The sequence below is a fragment of the Brevundimonas sp. genome (genome assembly GCF_030682035.1).
Taxonomy (GTDB): Bacteria; Pseudomonadota; Alphaproteobacteria; order Caulobacterales; family Caulobacteraceae; genus Brevundimonas.
On record NZ_JAUXQZ010000025.1, the window covers coordinates 404,576 to 420,671 of the forward strand.

Consider the following 16,096-nt stretch of genomic DNA (forward strand, 5'->3'; position numbering starts at 1 on the left):
ACCGATGGGTCGGTATGAGTCTCCCATGCACACCGCCTCATTCGCCGGCGTCCGCGACGCCGCCCGCCAGATCGCCGGCCATGCCGTCCGCACACCCCTGATCGAGAGCCCCGCGCTCAACGAGCGGCTGGGGGGCCGGGTGCTGATGAAGGCGGAGAACCTGCAGCTTGCCGGGGCCTTCAAATTCCGCGGCGCCTGGAACCGGATCAGCCGGCTGACCGACGCGGAGAAGGCGCGCGGGGTCGTGGCCTATTCCTCGGGCAACCATGCCCAGGCCGTCGCCGCGGCGGCGCAGATCCTCGGCGTCGAGGCCATCATCGTCATGCCCGCCGACAGCCCCAGGGTGAAGGTCGAGGGCGTCATCGGTTTCGGCGGCGAGGTGCGGATGTACGACCGCTATACCGAAAGCCGCGAGGCCATCGGCGAGGAGATCGCGGCTTCGAAGGGCTCTATCCTCGTCCGTCCGTTCGACGACCCCTTCGTCATCGAGGGGCAGGGCACCATCGGGCTGGAGGTCATGGAACAGGCGGACGGCCTGATCGATCAACTGGTCTGCGGCGCCTCGGGCGGTGGCCTGATCGCGGGCGTCAATCTGGCGATGGAGGCCCTGTCGCCAGACACCCCGGTGATCGCGGTCGAGCCGCAGCACTACAACGACATGCAGCTGTCGATCGCGGCGGGCGAGCGGCTGACCCATGCGCCGGCGCCCGGGACCATCTGCGACGCCCTGATGACCGACCGGCCGGGCGAGCTGACCTTCCCGATCAACCGCCGGGTCGACCGGGTCGAGACAGTGTCCGACGCCGAGGTGGCCGAGGCCGTGCGCTACGCCTTCCGGGTGCTGAAACAGGTGGTCGAGCCGGGCGGCGCCGTGTCGCTGGCCGCCGTCCTGGCCGGCAAGGTCGAAACGCGCGACCGCACCACCGCCGTCATCCTGTCGGGCGGCAATGTTGATCCCGTTCTGTTCGCCGCCATCATCGAAGACCGGTTCGATCCGGAAACCTGGGGGAAGTCCGCATGAGCCGCACCGAACGCAAGGGAACGCCGATCCCCGTCGCCGACCTGTCCGGCCTGATCGGTCAGGAGATCGGCGTCAGCCGCTGGATCACCGTCGACCAGGCCCGCATCGACGCCTTCGCCGAGATCACCGAGGATCGCCAGTTCATCCACATCGATCCCGTGGCGGCGGCCCAGACCCCGTTCGGCGGCGCCATCGCCCACGGCTTTCTGACGCTCAGCCTGCTCTCGGCCATGACCTATGACGCCGTCCCGCCGCTGGAAGGCGTGGTGATGGGGGTCAACTACGGCTTCGACAAACTGCGCTTTCTCGCGCCGGTGCCCGCCGGCTCAAACGTCCGTGGCCGGTTCAAACTGCTGTCCGCCGAAGACAAGGGCGGCGGGCGGTGGCTGCTGAAGCACGAGGTCACGGTCGAGATCGACGGCGCGGAGAAGCCGGCCCTGATCGCGGAGTGGCTGGGGATGCAGGTGGTGGGTTAGGAGGCCGCAGATATCGCGTACGGCGACCGACGGGTCAGGATAGCTTTCTCAGCATCGTCGTCCAACAGGACCAACAACCTCGCTTGAGCGGCACGCGCAGCTTCCACAACCTCCAGCCACTTGGGGTCGGCCAAGATCACCTCGGGATCCGAATGGCGCAGATCGACGTAAGCATCAAAGCGGGCGTGAAACTCCGCCGCCGCTGAGGCCTCTGCTGGGGTCAACAGCCCCTCATCAACGACGCCCGAATAGCTGTCGCGAGAGGCAAGGCGCAGGTCGTCGAAGTAGCACGCCACATACTCCACATATGAGTAGTGGGGGTTGGTATTGTTCGGGTTTAACCAAGCCCGTTTCTGAAGATTGAAGTCCGCAAGCTCCTGAAGCGAACCCAGCCAGTTTTGTCGCCATGCCGATCGAACATCCGGGATCACAGCCTTCACCCCTCCCCCAGACACCTCAACGCCACTTCCAGATTCCGTAGCCCGTCCTCGCCCGTGACCGCCGGCGGTTCGCCTGTGCGGATCGCGTGGGCGAAGGCCTCCAGCTCCTTCTTCAGCGGCTCGGCGGGCCAGCTGTTGACGGCCCGGGTCTGGTAGGAGCCGTCGGCCTGCTGGCCGAAATACTCCGTGACCTGACGGGTCATCAGGTCGGCGACCACAAACCGGTTCATGGTCGCAACCTGCAGGGTGCGGACCTTGTAGGGCGTCACCCAGTTGGTGGTGATATGGGCGATGGTCCCGTTGGCCAGACGGAACTGCAGCAGGGCGGTGTCCTCACGCTCGGCCTTGGTGCGGGCCAGCTGGGGCTGGACCTCAACGATCTCGGAATCCGTCAGGTGACGGATGATGTCGATGTCGTGCACCGCCAGATCGATGACGACGCCAACTTCGCCCATGCGCGGTGGGAAGGGGCCGACGCGGGTGACCTGGATCGAGATGACCTGGTCGCCGTCGATGGCGCGCTTGACCGCATCCACGGCCGGGTTGAAGCGCTCGACCTGGCCGACCATCAGCACACGGTCATTGGCGTGGGCGGCGTCGATCATCCTTTGGGCGTCGGCGACTGTGGCGGCGATCGGCTTCTCCACCAGCACATGGACCCCGGCCTCAAGCAGGGCGACGCCCAGCTCGGCGTGGTGCCGGTTCGGCGTGGCGACCACCGCGGCGTCGAGGCCGGCGGCGACGAAGTCAGCGGCGGTGGTGAAGGCCTTCGCGTCATACAGGCCGGCGACGCCCTCGGCCGTGGCGGCGTCGGGGTCGAAGACGGCGGTCAGGTCGAAGTCGCGGATGTCGCACAGGACGCGGGCGTGGTTGCGCCCCATGACGCCGGCGCCGGCGACGCCGACCTTGAGCGGGGGAAGGTGTTGGGTCATGCGATGATCCTAGCGGAAGCTGGCGACCGCCGCGATAATCCCGTCCTGTGTCGCTTCATCGAGATCGGCGTGCATCGGCAGGCTGATCACCCGCCCCATCAACCGTTCGGTGACCGGCAGGCCCTGCGGTCCGCGCGGGTACATGTCATAGGCCGGCTGCAGGTGCAGCGGGATCGGATAATAGACTGCCGTCGGCACCCCCTGCGCCTTCAGATGGGCGGCCAGACCGTCGCGGTCGCCATGCTCGATCGTATACTGGGCCCAGTTGGAGACATTGCCGGCGGGCACGTCCGGCACAGCGGCGACGTGAGGGCGCAGGCCCGAATTGTAGCGGGCGGCGATCCGGTTGCGCCATTCGATCTCCTGACCGAACACCTTCAGCTTCTCGATCAGGACAGCGGCCTGGATGGTGTCCAGACGGCTGTTCAGGCCGATGCGCATGTTCAGATATTTGGGGTCGTGGTCGAAGGTCCTGCCCTCCAGATCGCGCGCCACCGCCTTGCCGTGCACGCGGAGGGAATCGATCAGCTGGGCCAGGTCGTCGTCATTGGTCAGCACCGCCCCGCCGTCGCCGTAGCAGCCCAGCGGTTTGGCCGGGAAGAAGCTGGTGGTGGTGATGTCCGCCCATTTCAGCGGATGCTCGCCGTCGATGGTGCAGCCGAAGCCCTGGGCCGAATCGCAGATCAGCTTCAGCCCGTGCTTGTCGCAGATCGCCTTGATCGCCGGATAGTCGGCGGGCTGGCCGAACAGGTCGACGGCGATGACCACACGCGGCTTGAGGCGACCTTCCTTGATCGTCGCCTCGATCGCGGCCTCGAGGTGGCCGGGGTCGATGTTGTAGGTCGTGGCGTCGACGTCGACGAAGACCGGCTCGGCGTCGAACCATGGCACGATCTCGGCGGTGGCGGCGAAGGTGAAGCTGGGCACGAACACGGCATCACCCCGCCCGATCCCCCAGGCCATCAGCGGCAAGGCCAGGGCATCGGTGCCGTTGGCGCATCCCAGGGCGTGCTTCGCCTGACCAAAGGCGGCCAGATCGGCCTCGAACTGGCGCACCTGCGGGCCCATGACCCAGGCGCCGCCAACGACGGCGTCCTGCACGGCGGCTTCGATCCGGCCGTTGAGGCGAAGGCGCTGGGCCTGCAGGTCGATGAAGGAAATACTCATGTCGGAAGGGTCTCCGGACGCGCGGCGGGCGGCGTCAGCGCCGTAGTGGTTGCGGCCTCCTACCAAATCGGCCGCCTCCAGGCCAAATCCGCGGCCGTCACTTCGCGTGACGGGTTGCAACGACCGCGCCGGGCGTCGTATTCGCAGCGACCATGACATCCGGCGTTCCCGCCGTGTTTCTCGACCGCGACGGCGTGCTGATCGAGGACACCGGCTATCCCCATCTGGAAGAGCATCTGCGCCTGACGCCCGGCGCGGCCGAGGCGGTGCGGCAGTTGAACAAGCTCGGCTATCTGTGCGTCATCGTCACCAACCAGTCGGGCGTGGCCCGGGGCCTGTTCAGCGAAGCCCAGATGAAGGCCTTCAACGCCCTGATCGTCCGCAGACTGGCGGCCAAAGGGGCGGTGATCGGCGCCGTCTACGCCTGTCCCTTTCACAGTGAGGGTCGGGTCGAAGCCTATATCCATCCGGACCATCCGGACCGAAAACCCAATCCGGGCATGATCCTGCGGGCCATCGCCGACCAGAACATCGATCCGGCGAAGAGTTTCATGATCGGCGACCAGCCGTCGGACATGGAGGCCGCTCGCCGCGCCGGGGTGCCGGGCTTCCGCTTCGAGGGCGGCGACCTGCACGAATTCGTCCGGGAACTGCTGGGCCATTGAAGAGCTGACATCGGCTGTCAGTTCGCGTCGGGTGGGATTTCCCTCGCCCGTTAAATAGACTGGGCCGTCAGCCTTCGGAGCCTGCCCCCATGTCCCAAACCTTCGCCGAGCGCCGCTGGACCAGTTCCGACGGCCTGTGCCTGTACGCGCGCGACTATGCCGCGGCGTCCGGGACGGCGAAGCTGCCGGTCATCGCCATCCATGGCCTGACCCGCAACTCGGCCGATTTCGACGCTATCGCTCCCCTGATCGCCCAGAGCGGCCGGCGGGTGCTGGCCGTGGACATTCGTGGCCGTGGCCAGTCGGACCGGGCCCCCGACCCGGTGACCTACCAGCCCGCGACCTATGCCCAGGACGTGCTGGCCCTGCTCAACCAGTCGGGCATCGAACGGGCCGTCTTTCTGGGAACATCCATGGGGGGGTTGATCACCTTGGCCGCTTCCGGCCTGCGTCCGAAAGCTGTCGCCGCCGCCATCCTGAATGATATCGGACCGGACGTGGTCTCTGAAACCCTGACCGCCATCGCTGACTATATTTGCGCCCCGCCGGTGGAGATTGCGACTTGGGACGAGGCGGCCGCCTATATCCGGAGCTTCCAGTCAGCCAATTTTCCTCGTTATACCGACGCCGACTGGGATTCCTTCGCGCGGCGCACCTTCCGGGTCGGGACGGACGGGTCGCTGGTTCTGGACTACGACCCGGACATCGCCGTTCCCGTCCACGCCGACGGCCCCAAGGTCATGGTGCCGCCCCTCTGGCCCCAATTTCGACGACTTGCGAAACAGCGACCTGTCCTGCTGGTGCGTGGCGAACTCTCGAAATTGCTCGGCCCGACCCAGGTAGCGAAGATGCGCAAGCGCGCCCCAAAGATGGATTTCGTCGAAGTCCCCGGCGTCGGCCACGCGCCCATGCTGGACGAGCCCGAGGCCAAGGCGGCGATCTTTCCGTTTTTGAGCGAACTGCCCTGAAAGAGGCAACAGGCATCAGGCATCAGAAAGGTCGTGAACCTGAGGACCCGTTGCCTGATGCCTGATGCCTGCTGCCTCAGTCCGGCACGTTAGTCTCCAGCTCGTCCAGCCACACCCGCGCCGTCGCGTCTGACGGAGCCCGCCAGTCGCCACGGGGCGAGAGCGATCCGCCAGTGACGACCTTCGGCCCGTTTGGCAGCGCTGACCGCTTGAACTGGCTGGTCTGGAAGAAGCGGAACAGGAATTTGCGCAGCCAGCCCTTGATGGTCGCGAGATCGTAGGCGACGCGCTCGTCGTCGGGCGTATTGGCCGGCCATTCGCCGGTCGCCGCATCCTTCCACGCCTGATGCGCCAGATAGGCCACCTTCGAGGGCTTCATCCCGAAGCGGGTGACGTAGAACAGGAAGAAGTCGTTCAGCGCATAGGGGCCGACCGTGGCCTCGGTCGACTGGATCCTGCCGTCGGCGCCGGCGGGGACCAGTTCCGGCGAGATCGGGGTGTCAAGCACGGCGTGCAGGACGGCGGCGGCCTCGCCCGCGTGCTCCCTGTCGGCCACCCAGCGGATCAGGTGTCGGATCAGGGTCTTCGCCACCCCGCCGTTGACGTTGTAATGGCTCATATGGTCGCCGACGCCATAGGTGGCCCAGCCCAGCGCCAGTTCCGACAGGTCGCCGGTGCCCAGCACAAAGGCCCCGTTCTGGTTCGCCAGCCGGAACAGATAGTCAGTTCGCAGACCGGCCTGCACATTCTCGAAGGTGATGTCGTGCACCGGCTGTCCCATCGAGAACGGATGGCCGATGTCGGCCAGCATCTTCTCGGCCGTGCGGCGGATGTCGATCTCGTGCGCGCTGACCCCCAGCGCCTTCATCAGGGCATGGGCGTTCGACTTCGTCCCGTCCGAGGTCGCAAATCCCGGCAGGGTGAAGCCCAGGATATTGCCGCGCGGCAGTTTCAGCCGGTCGAACGCCCGGCAAGCCACCAGCAGGGCCTGGGTCGAATCCAGCCCGCCTGAGACCCCGATGACGACGCGCTCGCCGTTCGTCGCCTTCATCCGGCGCATCAGCCCCTGCACCTGGATGTTGAAAGCCTCGAAACAATCCTGGTCCAGCCGGGCGGGGTCGTCAGGCACGAAGGGGAACCGGTCCATCGGGCGGATCAGATTGCCCGGCCCTTCGCTCTCGTGCGCCTCGAAGGGCACGACGGTCGCGGGCTCGCCCTCGATCCGGGCGCAGTCGGCGAAGGTTCCGTTGCGCAGTCGGTCCAGACCGATCCGCTCCACGTCGATGTCGGCGAGGGTCAGATGGCTTTGCAGCGAAAACCGCTCGCCCTCGGCCAGTTTCGCGCCCAGCTCATGGATCGTCGCCTGACCGTCCCATGCCAGATCGGTGGTGCTCTCGCCCCAGCCCGAGGCGGTGAAGACATAGGCCGAGATCGTCCGCATCGACTGGCTGGCGCACAGCACGGCCCGCTCGTCCGCCTTGCCGATCAGGATGTTGGAAGCCGACAGATTCAGCAGAATGCGCGCCCCGGCCAGGGCCGCGCGCGTCGACGGCGGCTGCGGGGCCCAGAAGTCCTCGCAGATCTCGGCGGCGAAGACGAACCCCGGACGGTTTGCCGCCTCGAAGATCAGGCCCGGCGCGAAATCGACCGTCTCGCCGTTCAGGACCACCGAGTCCTCGGACCGGCTGGCCGCCGGCGCGAACCAGCGCTTCTCGTAATATTCGCGGTAGTTGGGCAGATAGGTCTTGGGCACGACGCCCAGCACCGCGCCCGAGCCCAACACCACGGCGCAATTGTAGAGGGCGTCGCCGTTGCGGATCGGCGCGCCGACCACCGCCACGACCCCGGCCTCATCCGCGACCCCGGCCAGTTCGGCGATGCGCCGCTCCACCTCGGCAAGCAGCGCGTCCTGCATCAGCAGGTCGTCGATGGCGTAGCCGCTCAACGACAACTCGGGGAAGACGATCAGGTCCACGCCCTGCTCGCCCGCCTGACGGATCAGGGCGGCGTGTTCCTCCGCATTGGCGGCCGGATCGGCGATGTGCACGACCGGCGTAGCGGCGGCCACGCGGACGAAGCCGTGGGTGCGGGGGTTATGGAACGCTTCGGCCATCATCTCTTCCGCTCATCCCCGCGAAAGCGGGGACCCAGTGCTGTCCAGCGAGGCGCGGCTGGATCAAGGGATATGCTCATACAGGACATAACGAATCACCCAAAGAACTGGGTCCCCGCCTTCGCGGGGGGATGAGCGGATTTCAACAACCGAGCGAACTTTCACCCTTTTGGTGATTTTACCGAACGAACCGGCTAAGCCCGGTCCATGAACGATACGCCGAAAAAGGGCTGGCTCTCGCGGCTGAGCGAGGGACTTTCCCGCTCCTCCAAACAGATGACCGAGCAGGTCGTCGCCGCCTTCGTCAAGGAACCTCTCAGCGAAGCCGCGCTGGACCAGCTGGAAGAGCATCTGCTGGAAAGCGATCTCGGCCCGGCCGCCACCGACCGCATCGTCGCCCGCTTCCGCGAGCTGCGCTTCGGCGCCGGCGCCAATGAACACGAGGTCAAGGAAGCCCTGGCCGAGGCCGTCGCCGCCGAACTGGTCCAACACGAGGCCCGCTACGAGCCCCTCAACGGCCCCCGCCCCTTCGTCACCCTGTTCGTCGGCGTCAACGGCTCCGGCAAGACCACCACCCTTGGCAAGATCGCCGCTGACCTGACCGGACAGGGCGCCAAGGTGATGATCGTGGCCTGCGACACCTTCCGGGCCGCCGCCCGCGAACAACTGAAGATCTGGGCCGAACGCGCCGGCGCGACCTTCGAGAGCCGCCGCGATGGAGCCGATCCCGCCGGCCTGGCCTTCGACGCCTATACCAGGGCGAAGGCCGAAGGATACGACGTGGTCCTGATCGACACCGCCGGCCGGCTGCAGAACAAGACGGCCCTGATGGACGAACTGCTGAAGATCGTGCGCGTGCTGAAGAAGATCGATCCGGAAGCCCCGCATGAGACGCTGCTGGTGCTGGACGCCACTGTGGGGCGCAATGCGCTGGAGCAGGAAAAGGTCTTCGGCCGCACCGCCTATGTCTCGGGCGTGGTCATGACCAAGCTGGACGGCACGGCGCGCGGCGGAGTTCTGGTGCCCGTCGCCCAGGCCTCGGACGCGCCGATCAAGCTGATCGGCGTCGGCGAAGGCGTCGACGACCTGCAACCCTTCGACGCGCGAGCCTTTTCAAGATCGCTGGTGGGGCTTGAGGACTGATGCATGAGTGACGCCGGCGAACCCGAACCCACCCTAAAGAAGGAGTCCGGCCTGCGTCAGGCCGTGGATTTCGGCGGTCTTCTGGCCTTCGGTCTCGCTTTTCTGGTAATGCGCCTGCGCGGCATGAGCGGCGAAGAGGCCCTGGTCCAGGCGACGTGGTTTCTGGTCGCCGGGTCCGCGGTCGGTGTCGCGGTCGGTCTGATCGTCGAGAAACGTCTGGCCCTGATGCCCCTGCTGGTCGGCGGTTTCGCCCTGGTCTTCGGCCTGCTGACCGTGCTGACCGGAGACGGCCTGTGGGTGAAGGTCAAGGTCACGGCGTTGAACCTGTCGCTGGCGGTCGCCCTGATCGGTGGCGCACTGCTCAACAAACAGCCACTGAAGGCCCTGCTGGGCACGGTGATCCCGATCAACGATCGGGCGTGGCGCACGCTGACCCTCCGCTACGGCGTCTATTTCTTCGCGGTCGCGATCGTCAACGAACTGGTCCGCAGCGAGGCGCTGGTCGGCTGGGCCGCCGCCCAGCTCGGCCGCGGCGACGTCGATCCGGCCGACGTCTGGGTCAGCTTCCGGGGTGTGCTGTGGATCGCGTCCTCGGCCTTCGGCCTGTCGCAGATCCCGCTGATCATGCGCAACCTCACCTCGACCGATGCGCCGGTCGATCCCATGGCCCCGGCGGGGCCGGATACCGCGCCATGAACCGCCGGCGGATCATCCGTCGTCAAACCGTTAAGTGCGACTGCTAGGTCTGCCTCATCGAGGCCCAAGGGATACGGTTCATGGTCAAGTCCGGGAACAAGTCGAAGCGCAGCGGGAGTCTGGGCGGATCGCCCAGCCATCTGATGCACCGTGTGCTGCAGTTGGCGCTCGACATCTATTCCGAGGAGACCGGCCCCGATGGCCTGACCCAGCGTCAGTTCGCCGTGCTGGAGGCGGTGTCGCAGAAATCCGGCCTGACCCAGACCGATCTGGTCCGCGCCACCGGCATCGACCGTTCGACCCTGGCCGACCTGGTTTCGCGCATGACCACCAAGGGCCTGCTGGCCCGCGAGAAATCGGCCGTCGACGCCCGCGCCAAGGCGGTCAGCCTGTCCGGCCCCGGTCAGATCGCGCTGGACGCCGCCCGCCCGAAGGTCGAGGCCGCCGACAAACGCATTCTCGCCCTGCTGCCCAAGCCCAAGCGGGAAGGCTTCCTCGGCCTGCTGGCCGAACTGGCCGGCGAGGCCGATGCGGCCCCCGACAAGGCCAGGGCCGAGGCCCGCGCCGCCAAGAAGGCCGCGCGCGAGGCGAAGAAGCTGGCCAAGAAGGCGGCCAGGCCGGCGAAGGCCGAAAAGCCGGCCAAGCCGGAAAAGTCCGAGAAGCCGAAGAAGGCCGCGAAGCTCAAGCTCGTCGAACCAGCGTAAGCGAACCCTCTCCCGATGGGAGGGGGAGGCCCTCTCAATCCATCAGCTGCTGGCTCAGATAGACATAGTGCCGCGCCCAGCGCCTCGCGTTGGCGACCGGATCGGCGTCGTTGGAATGGCCGCCTGAGGTCTCTTCGTAATATAGGTGGTCATAACCCATGTCGGTCAGGCGGGCGGCGAACTTCCGCGCATGACCCGGATGGACGCGGTCGTCGCGGGTGTTGGTGGTGATATAGGCGCGCGGATATTCCGCTCCCGGACGAAGGTTCTGATAGGCTGAGTAACGCGCGATCCAGGCGGCTTCCTCGGGGATGCGCGGGTCGCCGTATTCGCCGATCCACGAGGCCCCGGCGGGCAGTTCGTGATAGCGCAGCATGTCGATCAGCGGGCTCTCGATCACCGCCGCATGGATCAGCTCCGGGTGCTGCGTCATCGTCACCGAGGTCAGCACCCCGCCGTTCGATCGACCATAGATGCCGGTGCGGCGCGGCGAGGTGATCCCGCGCCGGTGCAGGTCGGCGGCCACGGCGGCGAAATCGTCAAAGGCCAGCTGGCGGTTCTCGTTCAGCACGCTCTGGTGCCATTGGGGCCCGAACTCGCCGCCGCCGCGGATGTTGGCGTTGACATAGACCCCACCGTTCTCGAGCCAGAGCTTTCCCATCTCGGCGATATAGGCCGGCGGCTTGGACAGCTGGAACCCGCCGTAGCCGTAGATGATCGTCGGCGCGTGGCCGTCCATGACGAGGTCGCGCGGTCGGGTGACGAAATAGGGGATCATGGTCCCGTCCGAGGACCGGGCCTCGAATTGTTCGACGACATGGGTCGAGGCGTCGAAACGGGCGGGGGCGGTGCGTAGGGTCTCCACCTGGCCGGTCCGAGCGTCGGCGAGCCTCAGCGTCGAGGGCGTCAGGAAGCCTTCGACGGAATAGAAGAACCGGCCGCTGCTCCGGGACAAGTCTCCGAGGTGGACCGAAACGTTTTCCGGCACCTGGACGCTCCGGTCCTCCCAGCGCCTCGGGCCCCATTCGAATACCGTCAGGCGCCCACGGACATTGTCGTAGATCGTGGCGGCGATCTCCTCGTCGAGGACGTTGATCTCTTCCACCGACTGCCGCTCCGAGGGCGAGAAGACCAGCATGTCCGCGGGCGAGGTCAGGGCGGCGTCGCGCACCTCGCCCAGTCGGCTGATCGGCGGCGCCAGTAGCGAGCCCGCCGGATAGGTGTGGCCGTCAAACGTCCATGGCTCCTCAATGGTGAAGACGAGCCGGTCGCCCATCGCACCCCGCACCGACACGCGCTCGGGCAGCATGAGCCGGTACGGGCGGCCGTCAGATCCCAGCGCCCAGGTCTCGCTACGGAAGGTGTCGAGTGGGCGGCTGATGATCGTCGCGAGCGCCCGGCCTGAGCCGTCGCGAAGCACTGAAGCGCTGACCCCATAACCGCCGTCGCCGATGTCCCCCCGATAGACCTCCGCCGCCTGCGCCAGCGTCTGGCCGCGCCTCAGCGACTTGACGATGAAGGGGTAGCCGCTCTCGGTCAGCGTGCCCGGGCCGAAATCCGTGGCGACCAGCAGCGTGTCCCGGTCCAGCCACTCCAGCCGGTGCTTGCCCTCGGGCAGGATGAAGCCGTCCTCGACCCACAGGCCGGTGGACGCATCAAACTCGCGCACCACGACGGCGTCCTTGCCGCCGTCGGACAGGGAGATCAGGCAGCGGGTCTCGTCGGGGGCGAGGCAGTCGGCGCCCTTCCAGACCCAGTCGCGGCCCTCGGCGCGGGCCAGGGCGTCGATGTCGAGCATCGTCTCCCACTGCGTGCTCGTTGACCGATATGAGTCCAGCGTGGTGCGCCGCCACACGCCTTTCGGATTGGCCGCGTCCTGCCAGAAATTGCCGACACCCTCGCCGAGGAAGCTGGGCGAGGGAATGCGGTCGGTGGCGGTCAGGATGGCCTCGGCCTGCTGGCGGAAGGTCTCATAGCGCGGGTCGCCGGTCAGGGCGGCCAGCGAGCGCTGGTTCTCGCCCGCGACGAAGGCCATGGCCTCGGTCCCGTTGACCTCTTCCAGCGCCAGATGGTCGTCGGCGGCGCGGACGCCGGCGGGGGTGAGGTCGGACGGCATGTGCGGCGGCGGGGTCTGCAACGGACGCGGAACATCGGCCACGGTCACGGCCGGAACCTGCATCATCGCCGGGTCGCCCGCGCAGGCCGCGAGCATCAGCGCCGGAATCGCGGCGGACAGGATCAATCGCTTCATTTCAAACTCCGCACATCTATTCCTCCCCCAACGGGGGAGGGGGACCATCCGAAGGATGGTGGAGGGGTGTTGGACCGTGCGCGGTGGAAAGACCCCTCCACCGCTTCGCGGTCCCCCTCCCCCGGTGGGGGAGGAACGCGTGGCCTACTCCGGCGGCGGGATCTGCGTGTCCATCAGTCGCCGGGTCAGATAGGTGTATTCCAGCGCCAGCCGCCGGGCGGTCTCGCGCAGATTCGCCCCTGCCGCGTGGCCGCCGTCGGTGTTCTCGTAGAACAGCACCGGATAGCCCAGTTCCTCCAGCCGCGCCGCCGCCTTGCGGGCGTGGCCGGGATGGACGCGGTCGTCCTTGGTCGAGGTGTGGATGAAAACCTCGGGATAGGGCTGGTCGGCGCGCAGGTTCTGATAGGGCGAATAGGCCTGGATCCACGCCCGTTCCGCCGGAACGTCCGGATTGCCGTATTCGGCCATCCACGAGGCCCCGGCCAGCAGGCGGTGGAAGCGCAGCATGTCGAACAGCGGCACCTGGATGACCGCGGCGTTGATCAGGTCCGGACGCTGGGTCAGCATCGCCCCCATGAACAGCCCGCCCTGCGAGCCGCCCATGATGCCGAGCTTCGGCTGGCTGGTGACGCCGCGCGCGATCAGGTCGAGCGCCACGGCCTGATAGTCCTCATGCGCGCGCTGGCGGTTGGCCTGCAGCGCCGCCTGGTGCCAGTTGGGACCGAACTCGCCCCCGCCTCGGGTGTTGGCGACGACATAGACCCCGCCCCGCTCCAGCCACAGCTTGCCGACCGTGGCCGAATAGCCGGGCAGCAACGACGACTGAAAGCCGCCGTAGCCGTACAGCAGGGTCGCGTTCGAACCGTCCATGGCCATGTCGCCGCGATGGACGACGAAATAGGGGATCATCGTCCCGTCGGCCGAACGGGCCTCGAACTGATCGACGGTCATGCCCGTGGCGTCGAACTTGGCCGGCAGGGTCTTGGTCAGGTCCGACGCGCCCGTCGCGGCGTCGGCCAGATACAGGCTGGACGGGTTCAGATAGCCGGTGACGCTGACAAAGACGCGGTCGTCCCGCTCGCTGGCCGAGCCGACGCCGACCGAGACGTTCTGCGGCAGATCCAGACGGCTCCGCGTCCATTCGCCCGACGGGTTGGGCTCATAGACATAGACCGAGCCGCGCACGTTTTCGTACAGGGCCACGACCAGCTTGTTGCGGGTGTTGGAGATGCCCTCGATGGCCTCGCGCGGACCGGGGCGGATGACCAGCTGCGCCTGCGCGGTCGGGTCAGCCAGCCAGGCCGCCAGATCATAGGCGATGACGTCGCCGGTCCTGAAGTCCTGCCCCGATGGCGCGGTCCAGTCCTGATCGGTGGTGAAGACCATCTGGCCGCGCACCAGCGCATTGATGTTCGACTTGGCCGGAAGTTCCAGCTTCGTGGTCGTGCCGTCCGGGTTCAGCCGGTGGGTCTCGCCCTCATAGAAGCTGACACCGCGGTTGATCAGGGTCGCCCGCACCACGCCGTCGGCGTCACGCAGCGTATAGCCCGAGACCGAGACATCCGTCGGCTGGCCGGTGAAGACCGTCCGGGCCTGGTCGATCGTCTGGCCGCGCCTCAGCACCTTGACGATCATCGGGTAGCCCGAGCTGGTCAGGGTGCCGGGACCGAAGTCGCGCGAGATCAGCAGGGTGTTTTCGTCCACCCAGGTCGCCCCGCCCTTGGACTCCTCGAGCACGAAACCGCCCGCCACGAAGGTGCGGCTGGTCCGGTCGAATTCGCGGATGGTGACGGCGTCCTTGCCGCCGTCCGACAGGGAGACGAGGCAGCGCGTTTCATCCGGCGGCAGGCAGGTCGCGCCCTTGTAGACCCAGTTCTTGCCCTCGGCGGCGGCCAGGGCGTCGAAGTCGAGGATGGTCTCCCAGTCCGGCGCCTCGGTGCGATAGCTGTCCAGCGTCGTGGTGCGCCAGATGCCGCGCACATGCTCCGCGTCCTGCCAGAAATTGTCGATCGTGCCGTCGTGGTTGAAGCCCGGCGAGGGAATGCGGTCGCGCGACTGGACGATCTCCAGCGCCTGCTGGTGCAGGCCTTCGAAGCGCGGATCGCCGCGCAGCACGCCCAGCGAATGCTCATTGTGGGCATTGACCCAGGCCATGGCGCGTTCGCCGTCGATCTCCTCGAGCCACAGATAGGGGTCGGTCGCGTCCGAGGTGGCGAAGCCGCCCGAGGTCTCGGCGGCGGCCGGCGCGGGAGCAGAGGTCTGGGCCATGGCGGCGCTCGAAAGGGCGGTGGAGGCGAAAAGCGCGACGAGCGCAGCGGTGCGGATCATGTGGCGGTGTCCCCGACGGGTGGTCGGGCGGCACCTTACCGGGCGGCGGGGCGGCCACAAGCCGCAGCGGGCCGAGGTTACGGCTTTGTCATCCTGGAGGCGCCCAGTCTCGCGCCTTGAGCCAGGACACGCTATTTACGGCAGGATGACCCGACCCTTCGTCAAGATGAACGGCGCCGGCAACGATTTCGTCGTCGTCAATGCGCTGGAGACGCCGTTCTCACCGACGGCCGACCAGGCGCGCGCCATCGCTGACCGCGAGACCGGCGAGGGCTGCGACCAGCTGATCGCGCTCGAACCCTCGGACCGCGCCGACGCCTTCATGCGGGTTTGGAACGCCGACGGCGGCGTGGTCGAGACCTGCGGCAACGCCCTGCGCTGCGTCGGCTGGATGCTGCTTCAGTCGAGCGGCAAGGCCGAGGTGTTGATCGACACCCTCGGCGGGCCGACCACGGCTTGGCGTGCCGAAGGCCGAGGCCGTGTCGGGTCGGGAGGCCCCGAAGGGCCGACGACCACGGCCCACATCAAAGTGGATATGGGCGCGCCGCGTCTCGACTGGGCCCAGATCCCGCTCGACGAGGAAATGGACACCCGCGGCATAGAGCTTCAGGTCGGCCCCATCGACGACCCGGTGCTGCACACGCCCGGCGCTGTTTCCATGGGCAATCCGCACGTCGTCTTCTTCATGGACCGTGCGCCCAACGACGCCTTCGTGCGCGGCACAGGCTCGCTGATCGAACACCACCCGCGCTTTCCCGAGGGCGTCAACGTCGGCTTCGCCCACGTCATCGCGCCCGACCATATCCGGCTGCGGGTCTGGGAGCGCGGCGCCGGCCTGACCCGGGCCTGCGGCACCGGGGCCTGCGCCGCCCTCGTCGCCGCCGCCCGCCGAGGTCTGACCGGTCGCGCGGCGACCATCGAGGTCGATGGCGGCGAACTGCGGGTCGAGTGGGACGAGGCGACCGACCATGTCTTCATGACCGGGCCGGTCGAGGTCGAACGGACGGGCACGCTGAAGGTCTGACCCCTCCCTGCTATCGTCATTCCGGGCGAAGGCGAGCGAAGCGAGCCGTAGACCCGGAACCCAGCGGCGCGCGATAGCGCGAACCTGTGGCGGAGCCCCCGGTCTCCGGGCTTCGCGCCCGGCGCTCCGCCGGCCCTTCCCATCCCAACCGACGGATTTCCGGCGGCG

General features: G+C 67.4%; 14 protein-coding genes. 8 read left to right on the top strand and 6 right to left on the bottom strand.

Annotation, left to right across the window (positions count from 1 at the left end):
- The first annotated feature begins 25 nt into the window (after positions 1 to 25).
- Positions 26 to 1,021: a threonine/serine dehydratase gene (locus Q8K49_RS07345; RefSeq protein WP_305305086.1), complete on the top strand. Its 996-nt coding sequence runs from the start codon at positions 26 to 28 to the stop codon at positions 1,019 to 1,021.
- A complete protein-coding gene (locus Q8K49_RS07350) occupies positions 1,018 to 1,497 on the top strand; it encodes a MaoC family dehydratase (RefSeq protein ID WP_305305087.1) in 480 nt (159 codons plus the stop codon). The genes Q8K49_RS07345 and Q8K49_RS07350 overlap by 4 nt, the downstream gene beginning before the upstream one ends.
- Here Q8K49_RS07350 and Q8K49_RS07355 read toward each other — a convergent pair.
- The 3 genes from Q8K49_RS07355 to Q8K49_RS07365 are packed head-to-tail and all read right to left on the bottom strand — an operon-like array spanning position 1,494 to position 4,036.
- Positions 1,494 to 1,937 (bottom strand): hypothetical protein, encoded by a 444-nt coding sequence (locus Q8K49_RS07355; protein WP_305305088.1) that lies wholly within the window; start codon positions 1,935 to 1,937, stop codon positions 1,494 to 1,496. The two genes, Q8K49_RS07350 and Q8K49_RS07355, sit on opposite strands and share 4 nt — an antisense overlap.
- Entirely contained in the window at positions 1,934 to 2,869 is a 936-nt protein-coding gene (locus tag Q8K49_RS07360) for a Gfo/Idh/MocA family protein (protein WP_305305089.1), read from the bottom strand. The genes Q8K49_RS07355 and Q8K49_RS07360 overlap by 4 nt, the downstream gene beginning before the upstream one ends.
- A 9-nt stretch (positions 2,870 to 2,878) precedes the next feature.
- Positions 2,879 to 4,036, bottom strand: a complete 1,158-nt coding sequence (locus tag Q8K49_RS07365) for a DegT/DnrJ/EryC1/StrS aminotransferase family protein (protein WP_305305090.1) — start codon at positions 4,034 to 4,036, stop codon at positions 2,879 to 2,881.
- 152 nt (positions 4,037 to 4,188) lie between these two features.
- Here Q8K49_RS07365 and Q8K49_RS07370 point away from each other — a divergent pair, with 152 nt between their 5' ends.
- Complete coding sequence (locus tag Q8K49_RS07370) at positions 4,189 to 4,701, top strand: HAD family hydrolase (RefSeq protein WP_305305091.1); 513 nt, start codon at positions 4,189 to 4,191, stop codon at positions 4,699 to 4,701.
- Between the two features lie 89 nt (positions 4,702 to 4,790).
- Complete coding sequence (locus Q8K49_RS07375) at positions 4,791 to 5,669, top strand: alpha/beta fold hydrolase (protein WP_305305092.1); 879 nt, start codon at positions 4,791 to 4,793, stop codon at positions 5,667 to 5,669.
- 76 nt (positions 5,670 to 5,745) lie between these two features.
- Here the strand turns inward: Q8K49_RS07375 and Q8K49_RS07380 are convergent, their stop codons facing one another.
- The gene (locus Q8K49_RS07380) at positions 5,746 to 7,785 is read right to left on the bottom strand and encodes an NAD(+) synthase (RefSeq protein WP_370867740.1); all 2,040 of its coding nucleotides are present in this window, start codon (positions 7,783 to 7,785) and stop codon (positions 5,746 to 5,748) included.
- A 204-nt stretch (positions 7,786 to 7,989) separates the two neighbouring features.
- On the opposite strand from Q8K49_RS07380, the gene ftsY reads away from it, so the two are divergent.
- From ftsY to Q8K49_RS07395, 3 genes are all read left to right on the top strand, one after another.
- Positions 7,990 to 8,925 (top strand): signal recognition particle-docking protein FtsY, encoded by a 936-nt coding sequence (gene ftsY / locus Q8K49_RS07385; protein ID WP_305305093.1) that lies wholly within the window; start codon positions 7,990 to 7,992, stop codon positions 8,923 to 8,925.
- Between the two features lie 3 nt (positions 8,926 to 8,928).
- Positions 8,929 to 9,621, top strand: a complete 693-nt coding sequence (locus tag Q8K49_RS07390; RefSeq protein ID WP_305305094.1) for an inner membrane-spanning protein YciB — start codon at positions 8,929 to 8,931, stop codon at positions 9,619 to 9,621.
- An 80-nt stretch (positions 9,622 to 9,701) separates the two neighbouring features.
- Positions 9,702 to 10,325 (top strand): MarR family winged helix-turn-helix transcriptional regulator, encoded by a 624-nt coding sequence (locus tag Q8K49_RS07395; protein WP_305305095.1) that lies wholly within the window; start codon positions 9,702 to 9,704, stop codon positions 10,323 to 10,325.
- 34 nt (positions 10,326 to 10,359) lie between these two features.
- Here Q8K49_RS07395 and Q8K49_RS07400 read toward each other — a convergent pair whose 3' ends face one another.
- Together Q8K49_RS07400 and Q8K49_RS07405 are read right to left on the bottom strand one after the other, a co-directional pair.
- The gene (locus Q8K49_RS07400) at positions 10,360 to 12,576 is read right to left on the bottom strand and encodes a prolyl oligopeptidase family protein (protein ID WP_305305096.1); all 2,217 of its coding nucleotides are present in this window, start codon (positions 12,574 to 12,576) and stop codon (positions 10,360 to 10,362) included.
- A 144-nt stretch (positions 12,577 to 12,720) separates the two neighbouring features.
- Positions 12,721 to 14,904, bottom strand: coding sequence for a prolyl oligopeptidase family serine peptidase (locus tag Q8K49_RS07405; RefSeq protein ID WP_305305097.1), 2,184 nt, complete (start codon positions 14,902 to 14,904; stop codon positions 12,721 to 12,723).
- 145 nt (positions 14,905 to 15,049) lie between these two features.
- Between Q8K49_RS07405 and dapF the strand changes: the two genes are divergently transcribed.
- Positions 15,050 to 15,928 carry a diaminopimelate epimerase gene (gene dapF, locus Q8K49_RS07410; RefSeq protein ID WP_305305098.1) on the top strand — a complete coding sequence of 293 codons (879 nt, stop codon included), beginning with the start codon at positions 15,050 to 15,052 and terminating at the stop codon, positions 15,926 to 15,928.
- Positions 15,929 to 16,096 lie beyond the last annotated feature (168 nt).